The sequence below is a fragment of the Polaribacter sp. NJDZ03 genome (genome assembly GCF_019263805.1).
GTDB lineage: Bacteria > Bacteroidota > Bacteroidia > Flavobacteriales > Flavobacteriaceae > Polaribacter.
In genome coordinates, this window is record NZ_CP079195.1 from 3,373,632 (window position 1) to 3,394,482 (window position 20,851).

17 protein-coding genes are annotated in these 20,851 nt (G+C 30.4%); 8 read left to right on the forward strand and 9 right to left on the reverse strand.

From position 1 onward, the window contains the following. Nucleotides 1–31 precede the first annotated feature (31 nt). From queA to rlmN, 4 genes are all read left to right on the forward strand, one after another. Complete coding sequence (gene queA, locus KV700_RS14290) at nt 32–1,081, forward strand: tRNA preQ1(34) S-adenosylmethionine ribosyltransferase-isomerase QueA (RefSeq protein WP_166385691.1); 1,050 nt, start codon at nt 32–34, stop codon at nt 1,079–1,081. A gap of 155 nt (nt 1,082–1,236) precedes the next feature. Further along, nucleotides 1,237–1,527 carry a putative quinol monooxygenase gene (locus tag KV700_RS14295; RefSeq protein WP_166385689.1) on the forward strand — a complete coding sequence of 97 codons (291 nt, stop codon included), beginning with the start codon at nt 1,237–1,239 and terminating at the stop codon, nt 1,525–1,527. 26 nt (nt 1,528–1,553) lie between these two features. Beyond that, nucleotides 1,554–2,048, forward strand: coding sequence for a PPC domain-containing DNA-binding protein (locus KV700_RS14300; protein ID WP_166385687.1), 495 nt, complete (start codon nt 1,554–1,556; stop codon nt 2,046–2,048). 362 nt (nt 2,049–2,410) lie between these two features. Then, nucleotides 2,411–3,448 (forward strand): 23S rRNA (adenine(2503)-C(2))-methyltransferase RlmN, encoded by a 1,038-nt coding sequence (gene rlmN / locus KV700_RS14305; RefSeq protein ID WP_218598276.1) that lies wholly within the window; start codon nt 2,411–2,413, stop codon nt 3,446–3,448. 89 nt (nt 3,449–3,537) lie between these two features. Here the strand turns inward: rlmN and KV700_RS14310 are convergent, their stop codons facing one another. Further along, nucleotides 3,538–4,134, reverse strand: coding sequence for a hypothetical protein (locus tag KV700_RS14310; RefSeq protein ID WP_218598277.1), 597 nt, complete (start codon nt 4,132–4,134; stop codon nt 3,538–3,540). A 91-nt stretch (nt 4,135–4,225) separates the two neighbouring features. Continuing rightward, nucleotides 4,226–5,761, reverse strand: a complete 1,536-nt coding sequence (locus KV700_RS14315) for a toxin-antitoxin system YwqK family antitoxin (RefSeq protein WP_218598278.1) — start codon at nt 5,759–5,761, stop codon at nt 4,226–4,228. Nucleotides 5,762–5,877: 116 nt separating this feature from the next. Here KV700_RS14315 and KV700_RS14320 point away from each other — a divergent pair, with 116 nt between their 5' ends. Beyond that, the gene (locus KV700_RS14320; RefSeq protein ID WP_166385679.1) at nt 5,878–6,855 is read left to right on the forward strand and encodes a polyprenyl synthetase family protein; all 978 of its coding nucleotides are present in this window, start codon (nt 5,878–5,880) and stop codon (nt 6,853–6,855) included. A gap of 12 nt (nt 6,856–6,867) precedes the next feature. On the opposite strand, the gene KV700_RS14325 is transcribed toward KV700_RS14320, so the two are convergent. Both KV700_RS14325 and KV700_RS14330 read right to left on the reverse strand, forming a co-directional pair. Further along, nucleotides 6,868–9,276, reverse strand: coding sequence for a TonB-dependent receptor (locus KV700_RS14325; protein ID WP_218598279.1), 2,409 nt, complete (start codon nt 9,274–9,276; stop codon nt 6,868–6,870). A gap of 78 nt (nt 9,277–9,354) precedes the next feature. Continuing rightward, the gene (locus KV700_RS14330; protein WP_166385675.1) at nt 9,355–10,872 is read right to left on the reverse strand and encodes a GH3 auxin-responsive promoter family protein; all 1,518 of its coding nucleotides are present in this window, start codon (nt 10,870–10,872) and stop codon (nt 9,355–9,357) included. Between the two features lie 144 nt (nt 10,873–11,016). On the opposite strand from KV700_RS14330, the gene KV700_RS14335 reads away from it, so the two are divergent. Next, nucleotides 11,017–11,808, forward strand: a complete 792-nt coding sequence (locus KV700_RS14335; protein WP_166385673.1) for a DUF2797 domain-containing protein — start codon at nt 11,017–11,019, stop codon at nt 11,806–11,808. A gap of 74 nt (nt 11,809–11,882) precedes the next feature. Beyond that, nucleotides 11,883–12,398: a gamma carbonic anhydrase family protein gene (locus KV700_RS14340; RefSeq protein WP_218598280.1), complete on the forward strand. Its 516-nt coding sequence runs from the start codon at nt 11,883–11,885 to the stop codon at nt 12,396–12,398. 179 nt (nt 12,399–12,577) lie between these two features. Here KV700_RS14340 and KV700_RS14345 read toward each other — a convergent pair whose 3' ends face one another. Continuing rightward, on the reverse strand, nt 12,578–13,057 hold the full coding sequence (locus KV700_RS14345; RefSeq protein WP_218598281.1) for a hypothetical protein: 480 nt from the start codon (nt 13,055–13,057) through the stop codon (nt 12,578–12,580). Nucleotides 13,058–13,238: 181 nt separating this feature from the next. Then, complete coding sequence (locus tag KV700_RS14350) at nt 13,239–13,655, reverse strand: Spy/CpxP family protein refolding chaperone (RefSeq protein WP_218598282.1); 417 nt, start codon at nt 13,653–13,655, stop codon at nt 13,239–13,241. 100 nt (nt 13,656–13,755) lie between these two features. On the opposite strand from KV700_RS14350, the gene KV700_RS14355 reads away from it, so the two are divergent. Beyond that, nucleotides 13,756–15,387, forward strand: a complete 1,632-nt coding sequence (locus tag KV700_RS14355; protein WP_218598283.1) for a mechanosensitive ion channel family protein — start codon at nt 13,756–13,758, stop codon at nt 15,385–15,387. A gap of 370 nt (nt 15,388–15,757) precedes the next feature. On the opposite strand, the gene KV700_RS14360 is transcribed toward KV700_RS14355, so the two are convergent. The 3 genes from KV700_RS14360 to KV700_RS14370 all read right to left on the reverse strand — a co-directional run bounded on the left by KV700_RS14360 (nt 15,758) and on the right by KV700_RS14370 (nt 20,726). After that, nucleotides 15,758–16,711: a tRNA-dihydrouridine synthase gene (locus KV700_RS14360; protein ID WP_218598284.1), complete on the reverse strand. Its 954-nt coding sequence runs from the start codon at nt 16,709–16,711 to the stop codon at nt 15,758–15,760. Nucleotides 16,712–16,980: 269 nt separating this feature from the next. After that, on the reverse strand, nt 16,981–18,078 hold the full coding sequence (locus tag KV700_RS14365) for an alpha/beta hydrolase-fold protein (protein WP_166385661.1): 1,098 nt from the start codon (nt 18,076–18,078) through the stop codon (nt 16,981–16,983). 161 nt (nt 18,079–18,239) lie between these two features. Then, a complete protein-coding gene (locus tag KV700_RS14370; protein WP_218599864.1) occupies nt 18,240–20,726 on the reverse strand; it encodes a zinc-dependent metalloprotease in 2,487 nt (828 codons plus the stop codon). Nucleotides 20,727–20,851 lie beyond the last annotated feature (125 nt).

Consider the following 20,851-nt stretch of genomic DNA (forward strand, 5'->3'; position numbering starts at 1 on the left):
ATCTTTGCAGTTGTTATAAGCAAATATATATATGAAATTATCGCATTTTGAATTTGATTTACCAGAAGAATTGTTAGCAACGTATCCTGCAGAACATAGAGATGAGTCTCGCTTAATGGTATTAAACAGGAAAGAACAAACCATAGAACATAAGGTTTTTAAAGATGTTATAGATTACTTTGAAGAAGGTGATGTTATGATGTTGAACAATACCAAAGTTTTTCCTGCTAGAATGTATGGTAATAAAGAAAAAACAGGCGCTAGAATAGAGGTGTTTTTATTAAGAGAACTAAATTCTGAAAATAGATTGTGGGATGTTTTAGTAGATCCTGCAAGAAAAATTAGAATTGGAAACAAATTATTTTTTGGAGACGATGATAGTTTAGTTGCTGAAGTTATTGACAACACAACCTCTAGAGGTAGAACTTTACGTTTTTTGTTTGATGGTTCTTATGAAGAATTTAGAGCAAAATTATTAGAATTAGGTCAAACTCCATTACCTAAGGCAATTGGTAGAGATGTAGAGCCTTTAGATGATGAGCGTTACCAAACTATTTACGCAAAGCATGAAGGAGCTGTTGCAGCACCAACTGCTGGTTTACACTTTTCTAAACATTTAATGAAACGTTTAGAAATTAAAGGAATTGAGTTTGCAGAAACTACATTACACGTTGGTTTAGGTACCTTTAGCCCAGTAGAGGTAGAAGATTTATCTAAGCATAAAATGGATTCTGAGCAAATTGATATTTCAGACGCTACTGCAGATAAAATTAACAAAGCTAAAAAAGAAAAAAGAAGAGTTTGTGCTGTGGGTACTACAGTAATGAGAGCTATCGAATCTTCAGTTTCTTCTAAAGGTGAGTTAAACGGTTATACAGGTTGGACAAATAAATTTATTTTCCCTCCGCATGATTTTAGTATTGCAACTGCAATGATTACTAATTTTCACACACCAAAATCTACCTTATTAATGCAAGCAGCTGCTTTTGGTGGTTACGATTTTGTTATGGAAGCATACAAAGTAGCAATAAAAGAAGGTTATAAATTCTCTACTTACGGAGATGCTATGTTAATTATATAGTGCTGTTAGTGGGGGTTGGTAAACAAACATCCTACATAATATGAAATAATAAAAAAGGCAACGGAAACTGTTTAACCTTATTTAAAAGTTCATATTAATGGTTTAGACGCATAAAAGAAAATATATCGTAAAAATTAATTTTAATAGTATTTATTATGAGTAAATTAAAAATTATAGCTACAATTATTGTAAAACCTGAGTTTAAGGAAGAAGTTTTAAGCATGTTGCAAACCGTAACTGATGCAACACGTAAAGAGGAAGGTAATATCTCATATGTATTACATGAAGATATTAATAACAGCTTAAAGGTTATCATTTTAGAAGAATGGAAATCTCAAGAAGCAATCGACTTTCATAATCAAACAGCGCATTTTTTAGTATTAAAGAATGATCTTGGAAAAAAGGCAGATAGTTTAACAATAGATATCATAAAAGAGTGTTATTAATTTTATAACTTAAAATAGTATACAAAATGAAACGTTCAATTTTAATAGTACTGTGTCTTACAGTATCTTTTTTAGCAAACGCACAATCAAATTCTAAATTATACACTTACAAGCAGTTTGGTAACAAGTATGTTATAAGTATTCTAAACCATTCTGAAATTACAAAAGCAATTACTGCGTTTGTTGAAGAACAAGATATAAAAGCAGGAACAATTACTGGTCTTGGTGCTGTAAATGAAGCAACTTTACGAATTCTTGATCCAGCGACTAAAAAGTTTGTAGATAAAACTTTTTCTGAACAAATGGAAATTACCAACATAACAGGTAATATTTCTCAACAAAATGAGAAGCACTACATACACATGCACATAACACTTGGTCGTTACGATTATTCTGCGTTAGCAGGACATTTGCTTACCGCTAAAATTAATGGAGCTGGAGAGTTTGTTATAGAAAGTTTTGATGGTACTGTTGATCGTTATTCTGATAAAGAGACTGGATTAAACTTGTATAAGTTTTAGAAACATAAAAAAGAAGACAGGTAATAAAGTATCTATAAAAATAGGCAAAGCAGTAGTACGTTTAAGGTTTTTAGCTGAGTTAAACTCTGTGCTTACCGAAAAATTTGATGCTTTTAAATCGATTAGTTTTAAGATACGAACCGTTAAGAATTTAAAAACTAAAAACTGACAGTTATTTTAATTGTCAGTTTTTCTATTTTTTGGCGTTCCCTAAAAAGGTCGCGCTTTCCGTTATATCTTTTTTGTTAAAAAAACAAAAAAGGATGCCACTTCAATCACTAACGCAGCCAATTAGCAAAATATAGTAATAAGCTAAAATTATATGCGTATTTTTGCAACTCTATTTTTAAAAACTAGAAAACTTGACTAAAAAGAAAGACATAAGAGCCTTAACTAAAGAACAATTACGCGATTTTTTTGTAGAAAATGGCGACAAAGCCTTTAGAGGAAATCAAGTATATGAATGGCTTTGGAGTAAGTCTTTACATACCTTTGATGCAATGACAAACATCTCTATAGAAACCAGAGAAATGTTAGAAGCAAACTTTGTTATTAACCATATCAAAGTAGATTCTATGCAAAAAAGTAAAGATGGAACTATAAAAAACGGAATAAAATTACACGATGGTTTAATTGTAGAATCTGTTTTAATTCCTACAGAAAAAAGAACAACAGCCTGTGTTTCTAGTCAGGTTGGTTGTAGTTTAGATTGTTTATTCTGTGCAACATCACGTTTAAAAAGAATGCGTAATCTAAACCCAGATGAAATTTACGATCAGGTTGTAGTAATTGATAAGCAAAGTAGATTGTATTATGACAAGAAACTAACCAACATTGTTTTTATGGGAATGGGAGAACCTCTTATGAACTATAAAAATGTAATGAAATCTATAGAGATGATTACATCTCCAGAAGGTTTAGGTATGTCGTCTAAAAGAATTACAGTTTCTACATCTGGCGTGCCAAAAATGATAAAAATGATGGCAGACGAAGAGGTGAAATTTAACTTAGCCGTTTCATTACATTCTGCAATTGATGAAATTAGAACTAAAGTAATGCCTTTTAATGCTACTTTTCCTTTAAAAGATTTAAGAGAGTCTTTAGAATATTGGTACGAAAAAACAGGAAGAGCAATTACGTATGAATATATTGTTTGGGGCGGAATTAATGATAGAAAAGAGGATATTAAGGCTTTAGTTGCGTTTTGTAAAGCGGTGCCTTGTAAAATCAATTTAATAGAATACAACCCTATTGATGATGGAGAGTTTCAACAAGCTAGTGCGTCTGCAATTAATAATTATATTTCTAATTTAGAAATGAATGATATTACTGTAAATGTAAGAAGAAGTAGAGGTAAAGATATTGATGCTGCTTGCGGTCAGTTGGCAAACAAATCTTAAGTTTTAGAAAAATATAGTGTAACATAAAAAAGAGCAAAACAAATTTTTAAAATTTGTTTTGCTCTTTTTTATGTTTTTAAGAAACAGATTTAACCTCTTCTTCTTTCTAGTAAAACAAACATCATTAAAGACAAGATAACTCTATCGTCATCATCGCTATCTAGTTCGCCTATTTTAGAAACTTCGAAGTTTTTCCCAAAGAAAGATTTTAATTTTTTAAGCTCTACAACAGTTTCACCTTTTGAGTTTTTTACCAAATAGGTTGGGTTAAAAAGATACCCAGTAAAAAAACTTAAAACAGGAATTTCTCCAAGCATAGAGTCTAAAACCTTAACCCACGGATTTTTCTCATTAATTACATATTGTTTTTTTTGATGCTGATCTATAATTTCATAATGAGCATTCCAAAGAGATTTCCATCCTTTTCTAGCAACTTTACCAAACGCTACACCCTTTTCATCAAAAAAAGAATACGCAGTAGAGAAATCTAACCATTTATCAGCTTTAATTTGATAATTTAATTTCGCTTTTGTATCATTTTCATAAATACGAATATCTTCTTTTAATTTAAACATTTTTTGACGCACGCAAGCAATTGGCTTTCCGCTGCTATCTTTTGCGGTAAAATCATTGGCTAGTGTAGATATTTTAAATTCGAAAGTAATCGGAAAATGAATGTTTTGCATAGTAATTTAGTTTGTGAATTTTTAGCTCTAAGATAGTAGAAAATTAAAAATCAGTAACTTATTAAATGAGTTTTATCTTTTTTATAATTGTTTAATTAAAAGTTTTTGTAGATATTTTTTTACCCAGTTTATAAAGAATTTCTTGAGTTACATCTCCCGCCAAACTATAGTGTTTCCAAATACCATCTTTATCGTTATTTGCATAATTACCTTCTATAGAAGGGGTATTGGCTGCGTTATATTTTCTGTAAAGGCCATGTTTGTAATTGTTTTCATAGGTAATCTCTTCAAGTAATCTGCCTTTTTTAGAATCAAAAAACTTCCACAATCCGTTTTTATATTTCTTGAAAAAATTTCCACTTTTAATTAAAACACCATCACTATTATATATTTCTACAGTAGCATTGTCCGATTTTCCTATTCTTTTTGTAATTTCTCTTTTATTTCCATTTTCAAAATAAGATTCTAAATTAATTGGATTCCCTTTTTCATAGAATCGCTTAACCAAAACCATTTCGTTTACATTGTATTTAAAATAATCTCCCTCTAATTTTCCATCTTCATAGGTTCCAGATTCTTTTAATTTTCCTGTTATATGATATCTCTTATAGGCATAACTTTTAGGGCTTTTGTAAGATTTTTCGTAGGTAACGTTTCCATCTTTATCTTTTTCAACCCAATTACCACTAGGTTCTCCTAAATTATATTCTTCTAAATAAATAGTACCTCCAGAATATTGTCTAAACCACTTGCCGTGTCTTTTGTTATTTTTAAAAAACTCAACTTTTGTTTTTTCTCCTTCTTTATTATATTGAACATATTCGCCATCAACACGTCTGTCTTTATATGTTTTTTTAGAGCGTAAAGTACCATCGTCATAAAACCTTTTTTCAGTATAATCACCTTCAGAAAGATATGTTTTTTCCCATTTTAAGATACCTTCATCATTTTTTTCAAACCAATAACCATCCTTTTTACCTTCTTTATAGTTTTGGACATATTTTAGATTTCCGTTTGTATGATATGCTTTTAAAGTATACGTTTTTGGTGCAGTGTATTTTTTTTCAAAAAGAAGGTTTTCTCCTTCAATTTTACTAAACCAAGTTCCTTTAGGAATATCATTTTGATACTCTTCTTGACTGATAATAATTTTTTCTGTATTTCTTCTGTAGTTAGATTTTTTCCAAAAGATTCCATGTTTTAAATCATTTTTATAGTTTTCTTTCTCTATTTTTTCTCCTTCATTATTATAGGTAATCCATTCTCCAGTTTTTTTACCAGCAGAGAAATTTCCTTTTTGTTCTATAGATTTATCTTCAAAATAAGTAGTGAAACCTCCCTCTTTAAGGCCATCTTTATAATTTACTTCAGAAAGTAAGTTACCATTACTATCATAATTTATGCGCATATTAAAAATAATTCCATCTGTAAATGAAATTTCAGAATAAGATCCATCATGTTCAGCAATTTTAAAAGTACCTTTTAATTTGTCTCCTTTTAAATCTTTGTAAATGGTTTCTTTTCCAAATTTTTGAATATCAACATCTCTCCAAAGCATTGTTTCTTGCGAAAAAATTACGTTTTGAAATAGAAATAAAATAATAAAATAGATAAATGCTTTTCTCATTGTTTTTTTAGTCTTAATAAATAGATAAATTTTAGTGTAAAATTATTGTTTTTTTGTTTAAAACTCTGTTTTTATTATTAATCTATTATTTTTGCTTCGAATTTATTTTTCGTAAAATGAAACCAGTAGAACTTATTAAACTTCCCATTAAAAATGAAATGGAACTCTTTGAAGAGAAGTTCAAAGATTCTATGTTGTCTAAAGTTCCGCTTTTAAACAGAATTACCTATTATATTGTTCGTAGAAAAGGAAAACAAATGCGACCAATGTTTGTTTTTTTAGTAGCAAAAATGGTTTCTGATGGTGGTTTTGATGAAAGAACATATAGAGGTGCTTCTGTTGTAGAATTGATTCATACTGCTACTTTAGTGCATGATGATGTGGTGGATGAAAGTAACCGAAGACGTGGTTTTTTCTCTGTAAATGCACTTTGGAAAAATAAAATTGCAGTTCTAGTTGGTGATTTTTTATTATCAAAAGGATTGTTGTTATCCATAGATAATGAAGATTTCGATTTGCTAAAACTAATTTCTATTGCTGTTCGTGAAATGAGCGAAGGGGAATTGCTTCAAATAGAAAAGGCAAGAAAATTAGACATTACAGAAGATATTTATTTTGATATAATTCGACAAAAAACAGCTACTTTAATTGCAGCTTGTTGTGGTATTGGTGCAGCTTCGGTTGGTGCAAATAATGACACGGTACAGCAAATGCGAAAATTTGGAGAATATATTGGTATTGCCTTCCAAATTAAAGATGATTTGTTTGATTATACCGATGATAAAATTGGTAAGCCTACCGGAATTGATATTAAAGAACAGAAGATGACACTGCCTTTAATTTATACTTTAAATACCTGTTCTAAAAAAGAGAAATCTTGGTTGATCAATTCTATCAAAAAACACAATAAAGACAAAAAACGCGTAAAAGAGGTAATTGCTTTTGTAAAAGAAAATGGCGGTATAGAATATACCACCGTTAAAATGAATGACTACAAAAATAAAGCAATAGCTATTTTAGAAAACTATCCAGAATCTGAATATAAAAGTTCGCTATTAACCATGATAGATTACGTGGTAAAACGTAAAATATAGTTTAGGATACTTTTAAATATTTGCTTTTAAAGAAATTACAAAGTTTCTACCAGGAGAAACAATTCCAGAACTATAAGGTCTGTAACGTTTGTCTACAATATTTTCTAAACCTGTAGATATTAATAAATTATCGGTAAATTTATAAGACGTTTTTAAGTTTATCGTAATGTAAGAAGGGGAATATGGATTTCCATTTGCATCAATTGCATAGATATAATCTTTTGCTATTTCACTTTCTGGTAAATCTTTATAAGAGACAGAACCACTATAATCTGCATATAATTGCGCTTTTAATTTACTCGCATTATAAGATAGTCGTGTTGTGCCAAACCAAGGAGCAGCGTGTCTAGAAGGACTTTTTTCTCCGTTGTCTAACTCTTCTTCTCCTTTTTGATAACTAATTGTTGATGAAAATCCAATGCCATTTCCTAAATCTGCTTCAAAACCAGTTTGAAATCCATACACATTAGCAACAGCTGCATTTTGTATTGCTTGTATTGTGCTTAATTCACCATCATATAGCATTTCAGTTTTACCATTTAAAGTAAAATCTCTTAGTACCATGGCGTCTTTTAAATTGGTGTAAAAACCGGTCAATTCAATTTTTAAATAATCACCAAAAGTTTTTGCAACAGAAACATCAGTATTATAAGCGTACTCTGCTTTTAAATTAGGATTTGGAACCACTACAGAACCAGGTTCTGAATCGAAAATTTTACCAACATCATCTACATTGGGCGATCTGAAAGCAGTAGAGAAGTTTGTACTTAATAACCAATCTTCTTCCGGTCTAAAAACCAAACCTAAACTACCCGTTAAGGCACCGTCATTTATATTTGCTTCGGTAAAAGGTAAAGGGTAAAAAGTAGTATCGAAAGTAGCGTTTAAGCTGTAAAAATTATAACGCAAACCAGATTGTAAAACCCATTTCTTAGAATGGTTATATTGGTTAGAAACATAAACTCCTAAAGAAGACCAATTAGAATTTGGATATCTGCTAGGTCCTGCTTGAGAAATGTTGGTATCTATATCTGTGTTTACTCCAGTAGAATTTACATCATTATAAACATACTCTGTTCCGTAAAATAATTTACTTTTTGCACTTAAGCTTTTAGAAAAATCTAAGTTGGTAGAATAGGCATCTACACGTTCTGTTCTTGTTTCTCTTTCATTATCATTAAAATTTCTACTAATTCTACTTTCATCAAATTTTTGATACGTTAATCTTAAAGTAACATCATCATAAAAAGAATTGCTTCCTTTTTTGTTGATTTCAAAATTATTCATCATCCACTTTTGTGGACCGTAGCTCCATTCTCCATAACGAGGATTTCCATCTTTTGTTCTTAAATGTCTATCGTATCTAGAATAACTAGAGGTTTCTGATAAATGAAAACCATACTCAAAATTCCATTTTTCATTTGGTTTAAACCTCACTTTTTGCATCAAGTTGGTTTGTGTGTATCCAGAAGGCGTCTGAATTTTTGGGTCTTTATTGGTAATTATAATATCTTCATTGTTCTGTCTTTCTACATATACGTTTCTTAAATATTCTTCAGGTCCATCACTTCCCATTCTCAAATCTCCATAATCATTATAACTTAAACTGGTAACAAATGCCCATTTTTTATAGCCTAGATTAAAATCTGCATGATAGGTTTTTTCTTCATTCGCAGAAGAAAAACGTGTTAACGCATTTCCTGTAATTAATGTTTCATCATCTAAAGACAAACTTGGCGATAGGGTTTTAAAACTCATTACAGCACCAATAGCATCACTTCCATAAATAACAGAACCAGGACCAAAAATGATTTCGGTTTCTTCTATGGCAAAAGGATCTAAAGAAATTACATTCTGAATATTACCAGCTCTAAAAATGGCATTATTCATTCTAACTCCGTCAATAGTGTATAACAATCTGTTGGTAGCAAAACCTCTAATTAACGGACTTCCACCTCCTTGTTGGCTTTTCTGCATAAACACTTTTCCAGAAACGGTAAGTAAGTCTGCAGCCGTTTGTGTGTTCATTAATGCTATGGCTTTTGGAGATATAACAGTAACTTTAGTAGCTAAATCAGATGTTTTTTGTTTCCATTTTGTAGCGGAAATTACAATTTCATCTATTCTTAAAATAGTAGGAGTTAGGTGTACTAGAAAGTTATTTTGTTTAAAAGCTTCGTAACTTTTAATTTTAGTTTTAAAACCAAGAAACCGAACTTCTAATGTTTCTGCATTTATAAAATCACTAATATCTGCTTGTCCTTCTCCGTTTGTAGTAACGTAATTATTGGTTAGCTTGTTAAATATGGTTACTTGCTCTAAGGTTTCTTTAGTCTCTTTGTTAAGTACTGTAAGAATTTGAGCGCTTGTAGTGTAGTTTAAGAGTAAAAGAAAAAAAATAAAAGTAATTTTTTTAATCATTTTTAGGTTTTTGATGTTGATAAATCTCTAAGCTATTTATCAACAATCATGCCTAATTAAGTTAAAATTACAATAAATTTAAGGTTTCATTAACACTATTAATTCATCTACAAAATCTCTAGAATTAGACAATCTAGGTACTTTATGTTGGCCCCCTAATTTGTTCTTTTGTTTTAGCCATTTGTAGAATAATCCTTCTTGTGCTTGGTGCACTTTTGGCGCCATTAAAGTAATATTTAAATAACGTTTAGCTTCATAATCTGAGTTGATAGATTTTAAAGCATTGTCTAAAACTTCAGAGAAATAGCCCATAGAATCAGGCTTTTTTGTGAATTCTATAACCCATTCATGTCCACCTTTTTCTTTGCCTTCCATAAAAATAGGTCCCACTGTATAATCTGCAATAGTAGCAGTTGTCTTTTCGCATGCTAATTTTAAAGCATCCTCTACATTTTCTATATTTAACTCTTCTCCAAAAACATTTATATAATGTTTGGTGCGTCCGGTAATTTTAATTCTATACGGTTCTAAAGAGGTAAAACGAATGGTATCTCCAATTAAGTAACGCCACAAACCTCCATTTGTAGTAATAATTAGAGCGTAATCGATGTCTTTTTTAACATCAGCAAGTGTTATTGTTGTAGAGTTTTCACCTTTATAATCACTCATCGGAATAAATTCATAGAAAATTCCGTAATCTAACATTAATAACAATTCTTTTGAATTATTTCTATCTTGAATGGCAAAAAAACCTTCCGAAGCATTGTAAATTTCGTAGTACTTAAAACTATCTTTAGGTATAATTTTTTTATACTGCTCTCTATAAGGATTAAAGTTTACGCCTCCATGAAAATAGACTTCTAGGTTAGGCCAAACTTCTAAAATATTTTCTTTTCCAGAACGTTCTAAAACTCGGTTAAGTAAAACTAACATCCAACTTGGTACGCCTGCTAAACTGGTAATATCTTCATCTATGGTTTCATCTATAATAGCATCCATTTTTGTTTCCCAATCGCTCATTAAAGCAACTTCTTGACTAGGAGCAGAGCTAAAATCTGCCCAAAAAGGCATGTTTTCTATAATAATAGCAGATAAATCTCCAAAATAAGAATTGTTATCTTGGTACATATCAGAGCTTCCACCTAAGCGCAATCCTTTTCCTGTAAAAAGCTGCGTATCTTCATTGTTATTGATGTACAAACACAACATATCTTTGCCAGCTTTCATGTGGCAATATTCTAAAGCTTCATCAGAAACAGGTATAAATTTACTTTTAGCATTGGTTGTTCCACTACTTTTTGCAAACCATTTAATGTCTGTTGGCCAAAATAAATTTTGTTCTCCTTTTCTACAACGTTCAATTAAAGGCTCAAAAGTTTCATATTTCTGAATAGGAACATTTGTTGTAAAATCTTTATGATTCTTTATGCTAGAAAATTTATATTCCTTACCGAATTGAGTGTTTTTGGCAAGATTTACAAGTTTTAAAAGTAATTCATCTTGCACATCAATAGGATATTTTAAAAAGAGTTCTATTTGATGTTTCCGTTTCTTTAAAAACCAAGAAATTATAGAATTGATAATTTGAAAAGCCATAGAAATTCGTAAATTTGTACAAAGTCATTGCGAATTACGCTTTTTTTTGCGTCATGAAGCAATCTCTCTTTAAAAAAAAACAGATTACTTCGTTCTACTCGTAATGACGAATAATTTTTTGTTAAAAATACTAAAATTTGTGCGATGATTTACCAAGGAGTTTTAAAAAAAATGATGACTGAAAAAGCAGAACAAATTCAGTATTATTTAGATATGAAAACTGATTTTATAAATATGAATCAGTTAATAAATAAAGAAATAACAATTAATTTTGTTACCTACGAATGTTTAAACTGCCATTTAGAAAAGACTATTTATAGACAAGGTTTTTGTAAATCTTGTTTTTTTGAAATACCGAGTGCTGCAGATTGGATTATGAAACCAGAATTAAGCAAAGCACATTTAGGTATAGAAGATAGAGATTTGGCGTATGAGCAAGCAGTGCAACTAAAACCACATATTGTATATTTGGCAAACTCGAGCAATGTAAAAGTGGGCGTTACCAGAAAACAACAAGTACCAACACGTTGGATAGATCAAGGAGCGCATGAAGCTATTGAAATTTTGGAAGCTCCAAATAGATATTTAGCAGGTATTACCGAGGTTGCTTTAAAAGACCATGTAGCAGATAAAACCAATTGGCGCAAAATGCTAAAAAATGATATTGAAGATGTAGATTTGGTAGCTTGGCGAGAAAAATTAAAAGAATTTATTCCAGAAGAAGCAAAAGAATACTTTATCGAAAATAATACGGAAACACATATTAATTTTCCTGTAGTTAAATATCCAGAAAAGCCTAAAAGTTTAAACTTGATTAAAACACCAACTTATAAAGGTAAATTAGTCGGAATAAAAGGACAATATTTAATTTTTGATGACGAAACTGTTTTTAATGTAAGAAGTAACGAAGGTTTGGTGGTTTCTATTGAGGTGTAACTTCAATTTTTTCTAAGAAGTTATATGTAATACAATGTTATAATACTAAAAAATACAATTTAAATTTATAAATTATGGCAATTATAAAAGCAGTAAGAGGAAACCATCCACAAATACCAGAAGATTGTTACGTGGCGGAAAACGCTACTATTGTTGGTGAAGTTTCATTAGGAAAAGAATGTAGTATTTGGTTTAATGCAGTGCTAAGAGGCGATGTGCATTACATAAAAATAGGTAATAAAGTCAACATTCAAGATGGCGCGGTTATCCATGCAACGTATCAAAAATCACCTACAACCATTGGCAATAATGTATCCATTGGCCACAATGCAATTGTACATGGTTGCACTATTCACGACAATGTTTTGGTAGGTATGGGTTCTATTATTATGGACGATTGTGTTATAGAATCTAACTCCATAATTGCAGCAGGAGCAGTAGTTACTAAGAATACAAGAGTAGAAAGTGGAAGTATTTATGCAGGAGTACCAGCTAAAAAAGTAAAAGATATTTCGCAAGAATTAATTTCTGGAGAGATTGATAGAATTGCCAATAATTATTTAAAATACTCTAGTTGGTTTAAAGAATAAGGTTTGGGCGTTACACAAGGTCGGGCTTTCGCTACTCGCTTTTTTTGTAAACACAAAAAAGAGCTCAAACAGACCGCTCAATCCCTAACGCTAACCAATTCGTTATAAAATCAAAAACCCGATTTCAATTAAGAAATCGGGTTTTTTTAATCAACTAATCAACCAAAACTAGTTTACTTTTATTTTTTAGATCTACCACCTCTTTGATCTTCCTTGTTGTTTTTTGATCCTTTTTTTTCTTTCATTTTATGCATTCCCATTTTGCTTCTGTTTTTTTGCATTTTATCAAACTGTACAAATTGCTCTTTGCTTAAAATGTCTTTCATTCTGTTTTTCATTGCAATTTTGTTATCTAATCTTTTGTTTTGCATTGCGTACATTTCATCTGCAGTAGGTCTTTTCTTATCAGTTCTATTTGCTTTTCTCTCTGCCATAATAGTTTTTCTTTCTGCCATTTGAGCCATTAAAATAGGCTTAATTTGGTTTTGCTGCTTTTCAGATAAATCGAGAGCCAAAGTCATTTTTTTAACGGCTAAAGTAGCGTGTTGTTCTGTTGTTAATTTAAAATCTCTTTCTCCGTTTCCTCCTCTTCTTTTCTGTGCCTGTGTAGTAAATGTAATTGCAAATACTAATACTAAAATGCTTGCTAATTTTTTCATATTTATATAATTTTAATGTTTTTTTGTATACTTCTTTGACAGTTCTAAAATAGAATGGTTTAATGTAAATTTTTGTTTAACATGTATTTAACATAGAGTGTGTGAGTGTGTGTTAAAAAAAAACTCGGTCTCTATAAAGAAACCGAGTTTTAATAAACAAATTAACCTAAACTATATGTTATTAACTTTTTTTCTTTTTACCTCTGTTTTCAGTATTTCCTTTTTTCTCGTTAGCCATTGCTTCAAACTTAGCAAATTGCTCTTCGTCTAGAATATTTTTCATTTCTGTATTAAAAGCAGTTGCTTTTTCTTTACTATCAGCGTTAAGTTGTTCGCGTTCTTCTTTGCTTGGTCTTACTCCAGATTCTCTTGCAGCTTTTCTTGCTTCCATAGAGGCTTTTTTCTCTGCTTTTTGATTTTCTAATAAAGGTTTAATTTTATTTTGCTGATCTTCTGTTAAATTCAAATCGGTTGTCATTTTTTCTAACATCTTTTCAGTAGAAACTTGTCCACCTCTTTGTTGTCCGCCTCTTTGTTGTGCTTGTGTAGTAAATGTAAAAGCGATTACAAGTACTAAAATTGTTACTATGTTTTTCATTTTTTTTGTTTTGTTATTTTTTAATTACGCTTCTTGGACTCTTAAAAAATGAAAAGGTTTAAATTTGCATTTCTATTTAACACGATTTTAAGAAATAAAGATGAAAAATTTTTTGTGGCTCCTTTTATTATTACCAATATGTACCATAGCACAAGATAGTATACGTGTAGATATGAGTAACCCTCACGCTACTGTTTATACACATTTATACTTTTTGCAATCGGATTCTTATGAACCTAAAAAAGCGGCAAAAACTATTTTAGGTCTCTCTGAAGAGAAAGCTATTGAAAAAGCAATAAAAATAAAGCAGGTTTTAGACGGTAAAGGTTTGTATGTAGATTTAGACAAAATACCTACCGATGCTAATTATAAAGATACAGTTGGCTATTCTTCTTATTCTAAATATGTATTGTTTCCAGAAAGAATGCCACAAATTTATGTAGAAAAAATTGGAGAAAATTGGTATTATTCTACAGAAACAATTACTAAAATAGAAGGTTTATACAAATCTGTATATCCTTGGTATATTCAAAAAATACAAGATATAATACCTCTTTCTGGGTATAAAAAGATACTGAATATAGAATTGTGGAAAATTATAGGATTGTTAATCCTATTTATTATAGCCTATCTTATTTTCTTAATTGTAAAGAGGATTGCATTTTTTATTTTATTAAAGTTACAACAACAAATTACAAAGAACACCAATTTAGAGGTTAATAAAGTGATAAAAAAATTGGCACATCCAATAAGTTTATTGGTTGCATTAACTTTTATAGATAAAGCTTTTCCTTCATTACAATTTGGTTTAACCACAAATACGTGGGTATTTTTAACTTTAAATATTGCAGAAACTGTTTTCTGGATTTACGTTTTCTTAAAATTGGTACAAGTTATAATGCGTATTTATGGTGAGTTTACAGAAAGAACTCATGGCAGGTTAGATGATCAATTAGTGCCTATTTTACACAGCTTCTTAACAGGTGTGGTTCTTGTGGGTGGGGCTTTAAGATTGTTAGTGCTTTTTGGTGTAGATACAACAACAATGATAGCTGGTGCAACAATTGGAGGTTTGGCATTTGCTTTGGCTTCTCAAGACACGGTAAAAAACTTGATTGGTACCATTATGATTTTTCTTGACAAACCATTTCATATAGATGATTGGATTGAGGCAGGAGAAGTAGTAGGTACTGTAGAAAGAGTAGGGTTTAGGTCTACACAAGTACGTGCAGCAGATACTTCTATCTTTCAAATTCCGAATAGTAGATTGTCTGAATTGGTGATCAATAATAAAGGATTGCGTTTATTTAGACGATATAATACAAACTTAGGTTTGCGTTATGATACACCTCCAGAATTAATTGAAGCTTTTGTAAAAGGGGTTAGAGAAATTATTATTGCACACCCAGAAACACGATCTGATTCTTATAATGTAGAGTTTACAGGTTTTGGAGATTCGGCCTTATTGGTAATGGTTAATGTCTATTTTAAGAGCTTAACTTGGGGTGTAGAGCAATCTTCTAAACACAGATTGCATATTGCTATTGTAAAATTAGCAAAAGAGTTAGGTGTAGATTTTGCATTTCCTTCTACAACGGTTACTATCGAGAATTTTCCAGAGAAAAAAGGATTAAATCCTAAATATGATATTAGTAAAGAAAGAATAGATACAGTGATTGCTAAAGTTGTAAGTGATTTTAATAAAGAAAATCCTAATGAAACTGTTTCTTAAGGCACTTTAATTTTAAAACGATTTTTCATTCCTAATGAGGGATGAGAGAAATCATATTAAGTGATAGTTTTGTATAAATTATCACTTAATATGATATACTTTGAGTGTATTTTGCCAATTAAAAAAATCAATTTTAAAACGAATGTCATTCCGAATGAGGAACAAGGAGGAATATTATATAGCGATGTATTCTATCTAATTTATCCCTTTTTACGATTTGTTTAGAGCTTAGCATCCTCAATCTTAGAAGTTAATTTTAGAACGAGTGTCATTCCGACTGAGGAACGAAAAGGAATCTCATTACGTGTTCATAAAGCAGTCTACTTTTTAATTAAACAGATTGCTTCGTACCTCGCAATAACGAATTTATTTAACCGTTTTTAGCCTCTTTAAAAATTTCTCTAACAGCTATTTCGTAATTTTTTACACTACCTGCTTTTTTAATTTTTTTATAGGTTTTCTGAGGATTTGAAAAACTTTGAGAAAAATATTCCCAAAAACCAAGCATCTTCATTTTAATAGGCGTTGGACCAGAAAGTGCTGCGTCATATTCAGTAAAAATACGATCGTGAAATTCGTTAAAAATATCGAACCTATTTTTCGGGTATTCAGTAGTTTCTGCTTTTATCATACTTGGTAAAAAAGGATCTGCAATTAGTCCTCTACCAATCATCCAATGATCTATAGACGGAAAACGTTCTTGTAGCTTTTTATATGCTGCAACAGAAGTAACATCTCCATTGTAATATAATTTGTGTTTTGTATTGTCTACACATTTTTGAAACGAATCTAAATCTGTTCCGCCTTTGTATAATTGTTTTCCTATTCTTGCATGAATAGCAATGTTTTTTAATGGATAGTTATCTAAAACAGGCAAAACCTCTAAAATTTCTTCAGGAGTATCATAGCCCATTCTCATTTTCATAGAAACTAAAATATCAGATTCATTATGAATTTTATGAAGAATACTATTTATTTTCTCCGGATCTGCAATTAGTCCAGAACCCATTCCGCGTTTGGTAACCATCGGGTAGGGGCAGCCTAAATTCCAGTTTAATTCTTTGTAACCTAACTCTCTTACGTATTTAGAAACAAACAAAAATTCTTCTACATCATTGGTAATAATTTGCGGAATTACTTCTAAATCAGTATTATTCTCGAGTTCAATGTCTTTTTTGTAAGAATTCTTAATCACTAATTTTCCGTTTAAACGGATGTATGGCGAATAAAAAGTGTCTATTCCACCAAAAAAATGATTGAATGCGTTTCTAAATTTGTAATCTGTAAAGCCTTGTAAAGGAGATGATAAAAGTGTCTGACTCATAAAAAATATTGTGCTGCAAATATAGAATACTTTTTAATGCGTTTGATAAACATAGTTGTAGATATTATCATTAATACGTACAATTTGTTTGTTGACTTTTTTTATTTTAAGTTGATTAGGGATTATGGTTTCGTTATCGTTGTTGTATAATGAAAGTTGCGATTTTTGTGAACGGCTATTTTCCGTAGGAAAATTGTTGTTTGCAAAAAAGCAACTGCCTTTAGTAAAGCACTAATTTAGCAATTTTTTTTACACGGTGTTGGCAATAGTTAATTGCTCACACGTTTTATATTCTTCTTATAAATATTTTTTCGTCTCAAAAATTCTTTTTCTTTGTATTTTTTTTTCTCCTTTTTCAAATTTGCTAAAGCGATTAAATAAAGTTCTTTAGCTTCTTTTCGATTTCCGCTTTTTTCTTTAGCTTCGGCAAAACTATCATAAATATTAGAGTCATTCGGAAATAATTCGATACCACGTTGAAAAATCTCAAAAGCTTTTTCATAATTATTAACTGATAATTGTTCGTATCCATTATTATTGATTTTTGATAAGTCGAAATTATTTGAATAATCAATTAACCCTTTTTGTATGCCTTCCAGTAAAATAGTACCGTGATTATAATTATCAATTTTTCTATAACTCCACTGTGTTGATTTTAATTTGTTTAGTTTAAATAATGAGTCTACTTTTTTTGTGACAGGATTAAATTCATTCTCAAACTTTCCAATAGTTCCACTAATTGAGTAGATATAATTGTTATTGCTTTTTATGTTGATAGAAATTTTATCTATAGATTTAAGTATTTTCTCATTGTCATAAACATAGTTTGGGCTAATAAGAATTAATGCATTAAATAGTTTTGGTTTGTCTATTAATGTTTCTGTGAGAAATGTTCCGCCAAGAGAATGTCCAATTCCAATTCGATTGGATTTCACTCTGTAGTTTTTATCTATATAGGGAAACACTTCATTTTTTAAACTTTCCATTAAGTTAATCGAACCACCAACTTTTTCATATCTTTCCAAAGTTTCTTTATTTTCGTTTTTTGATAAAAATTCAAATTGTCTATTTTCTGAAATAATTCCAACTAATATTGATGGTTGTATTTCATTTGAGCCTATTAAATAATCTATTGTTGATTTTGCTAAATTAAATAGAGATTCATTTTGAGCATCAAGTAAATATATTACAGGAAATTCCATATCAGGTTCTAATTCATACTCAATTGGTAGAAATATTTTTATTTCTCTTTCAGTTCCAAAAGATTCTGAATTAAACTTTTGATTTACAATTTTCCCCTCGTCAGATTGAGCGAAGAATTGAATTGTAAATATTAGTAAAAAAGTTGTTAGTAGTAGTTTTTTCATAATTATTGCCAACTTTATTGATATGACGAGTTTTAATTCGATATATCAGACGATAACGAAATTAGTGTTTTTTGGGTTTAGAAACAATCCAAATTAATACGCATAAAAAAAACCTCATCAATTAAGATGAGGTTTTAAATATATATAAAATAATGTTTATATTATTTAGGGTCTAAAATAGTCTCAATTCTATCTACAACATCCTGTAAGTGGTAACGTGTTAAAGTGTTTCCTCTGTTAGAAGCAGATTTAGCATCACGTTGTAAACGTTTCAACTCTCCTCTAGCAACAGATTTTACATCAGATTGATTGATGTTAATAGCAGTACTTTTTCTATAGCCACTGTTTACACCTCTTTGGTCTGAAGCTTTGTTTAAAAGATAATCTAACCTATCTAAATAAGCTCTTTGTAAATTTCTTCTGTAAGTATCAATAGATTTACCAGTGTAGATTTCACTCCAAACACCTTTTCTTAAATCGCTCATCATGCTAATTAAGGTGTATGCACTCGTTGTGTTAGCCGTTTCATTTTCTATCATACGAGCCATTCTACCAGCATCTAATATATTATTTAAAGTTCTTGCTTGTAAACCACGAACTCTTTCTACAGAACCAGAAAACTCTGTTTTGCTAAAAATGTTTTTATCTAACATCCAATTAGGAGTTTTAAATAACTCATCAATAACAAATTGTAACGCTTCTTTTTGAGTTGCTTTGTCTACATAAGTATAAACAGCTCCTTCTTGGTCTGTAGTTTTATAGTTTTCATATACACCACCAACATTAGCTGTTACATGCCCCATATATCTATTAAACTGACCTAAAACTTGTCCGTACATCGTAGATAAATCGTCATAATTTTTACCTTTTTCAGAAGTCCATTCTTCTAATCTTGGTAAAATTCTTTGTAAGTTTTTAATTCCATACATAGAAGCCTTCATTGCATTGTCTCCTAAATCTTCTGTTTGAGAACTAGGGTCTACAACACTACCTGCTTGCTGATGTCCGAATCTGTACATTGGGTCTCCAGCATGTTTTAAAATCCAAGCATCTAAAACTGTTTTTTCATCTTTAGCATCTGTATCTAAAATAGGTCTATACCCCCATGAGATTGCATATTTATCATACACACCAATATTTGGCATTAAAGCAACACCTTTATCTTCTGGTTGTGCAACATAATTAAAACGAGCATAATCCATAATAGAAGGAGCTGTTCCGTATTTTTTAGTAAAAGATGCAGAACGCAAAGAATCTACAGGATATGCCGCAGAACTCCCCATGTTATGTGGTAAACCTAATGTGTGACCTAGCTCATGAGAAGACACAAATTTGATTAATTCACCCATTATTTCTGTCTTAAAATTATTGCTTCTTGCTTCAGTATTAATGGCTGCAGTTTGAATAAAGTACCAATTATGTAATAAAGACATTACATTGTGATACCAGTTAACATCTGATTCTAAAATTTCTCCAGAACGAGGGTCACTAACGTGAGGACCGTTTGCATTAGGAATTGGTGATGCTAAATATCTAATTACAGAATAACGAATATCTTCTGGGCTGTACTCTGGATCTTCTTCTTTAGTAGGTGCTCTTTTACCCACAATTGCATTTTTAAAACCTGCTGCTTCAAAAGCAACTTGCCAATCATTTACACCTTGTATAATATAAGGAACCCACTCTTCTGGAGTTGCGCTATCTACATAATAAACAATTTGTTTTTTAGGTTCTACTAATTCTCCTCTTTTAAATTTTTCAATATCTTCATCTTTTACTTCTAAACGATATCTGTCTAGATACGTAACTGTTTTACTTTTTTGAGCATCTAAACCATAATCTACTTGTCCGCGAGCAAACCAACCAACACGTTCGTCAAAATAACGACGTTTCATAGGTACTTTAGGAAGTAAAACCATAGAATTACTCATTTCTAAAGTAATAGAACCCAATGCACTATTAGAAGGAGCTTTGCTTGCCGAGTATGTTTTTACATGTCTCGTTTCTATATTTTTCGGATAACTACTAACTCTTTCTATGTAAGAACGGTCCTTATCCATTCTTGTAACACCATACGCTTTTCTATAAAAACCAGGAAAACCTAAAGGTTTTATATCTGTAGCAAATAAAGGAGTAGCATCTATTACTGTAGCTGTAGAATCTTTACTGATTGCTTTTATAGGAAAAGAAAATAGAATAGGCTCTAAGTTAGAGTTTACAACGGCTTTATGAACTGGTAAAACAGTATCTGCAACAATGTCATGAGAAACAATTCTTAGTAGAATTTGTTTATTTTTTCTTTCCCAACGTAATACTTGCGTATTTGTTTTTCCGCCACCAAAACCAATTCCGGTTGCTGTTTTTGCTATTCTTGTTACCATTAACATTTCTCTTGTTAAAAGAGAATCTGGTATTTCAAAAAGATAAGAATCACCTTTTGTGTGAACTTTAAATAAACCTTCGTCTGTTTTATAATCTTTGGTTACTACTTTGCTGTAAGGTTGAATGTCTCCTTTTTCGGGTTTCTTTTTGGGAGTTTCTTTAGGAGTTTCGTCCTTTTTTTTCTTCCAAAATTGGGCTTCTGTTTGAGTTGTAAAACCAAAAACAAAAGCAACTAAAAATAATTTAGTAAGTAATTTTTTTGTCATCATTAAAATGTTATTTGAATTACGGACCAATTTAGGGAAACAATAAAAAAGGAGTCTTAAAGAAAACTTAAAGATATGTTAAAGGGAAATGTGTTTAAATGTGCTTTTAACTGATTTTTCTTAGA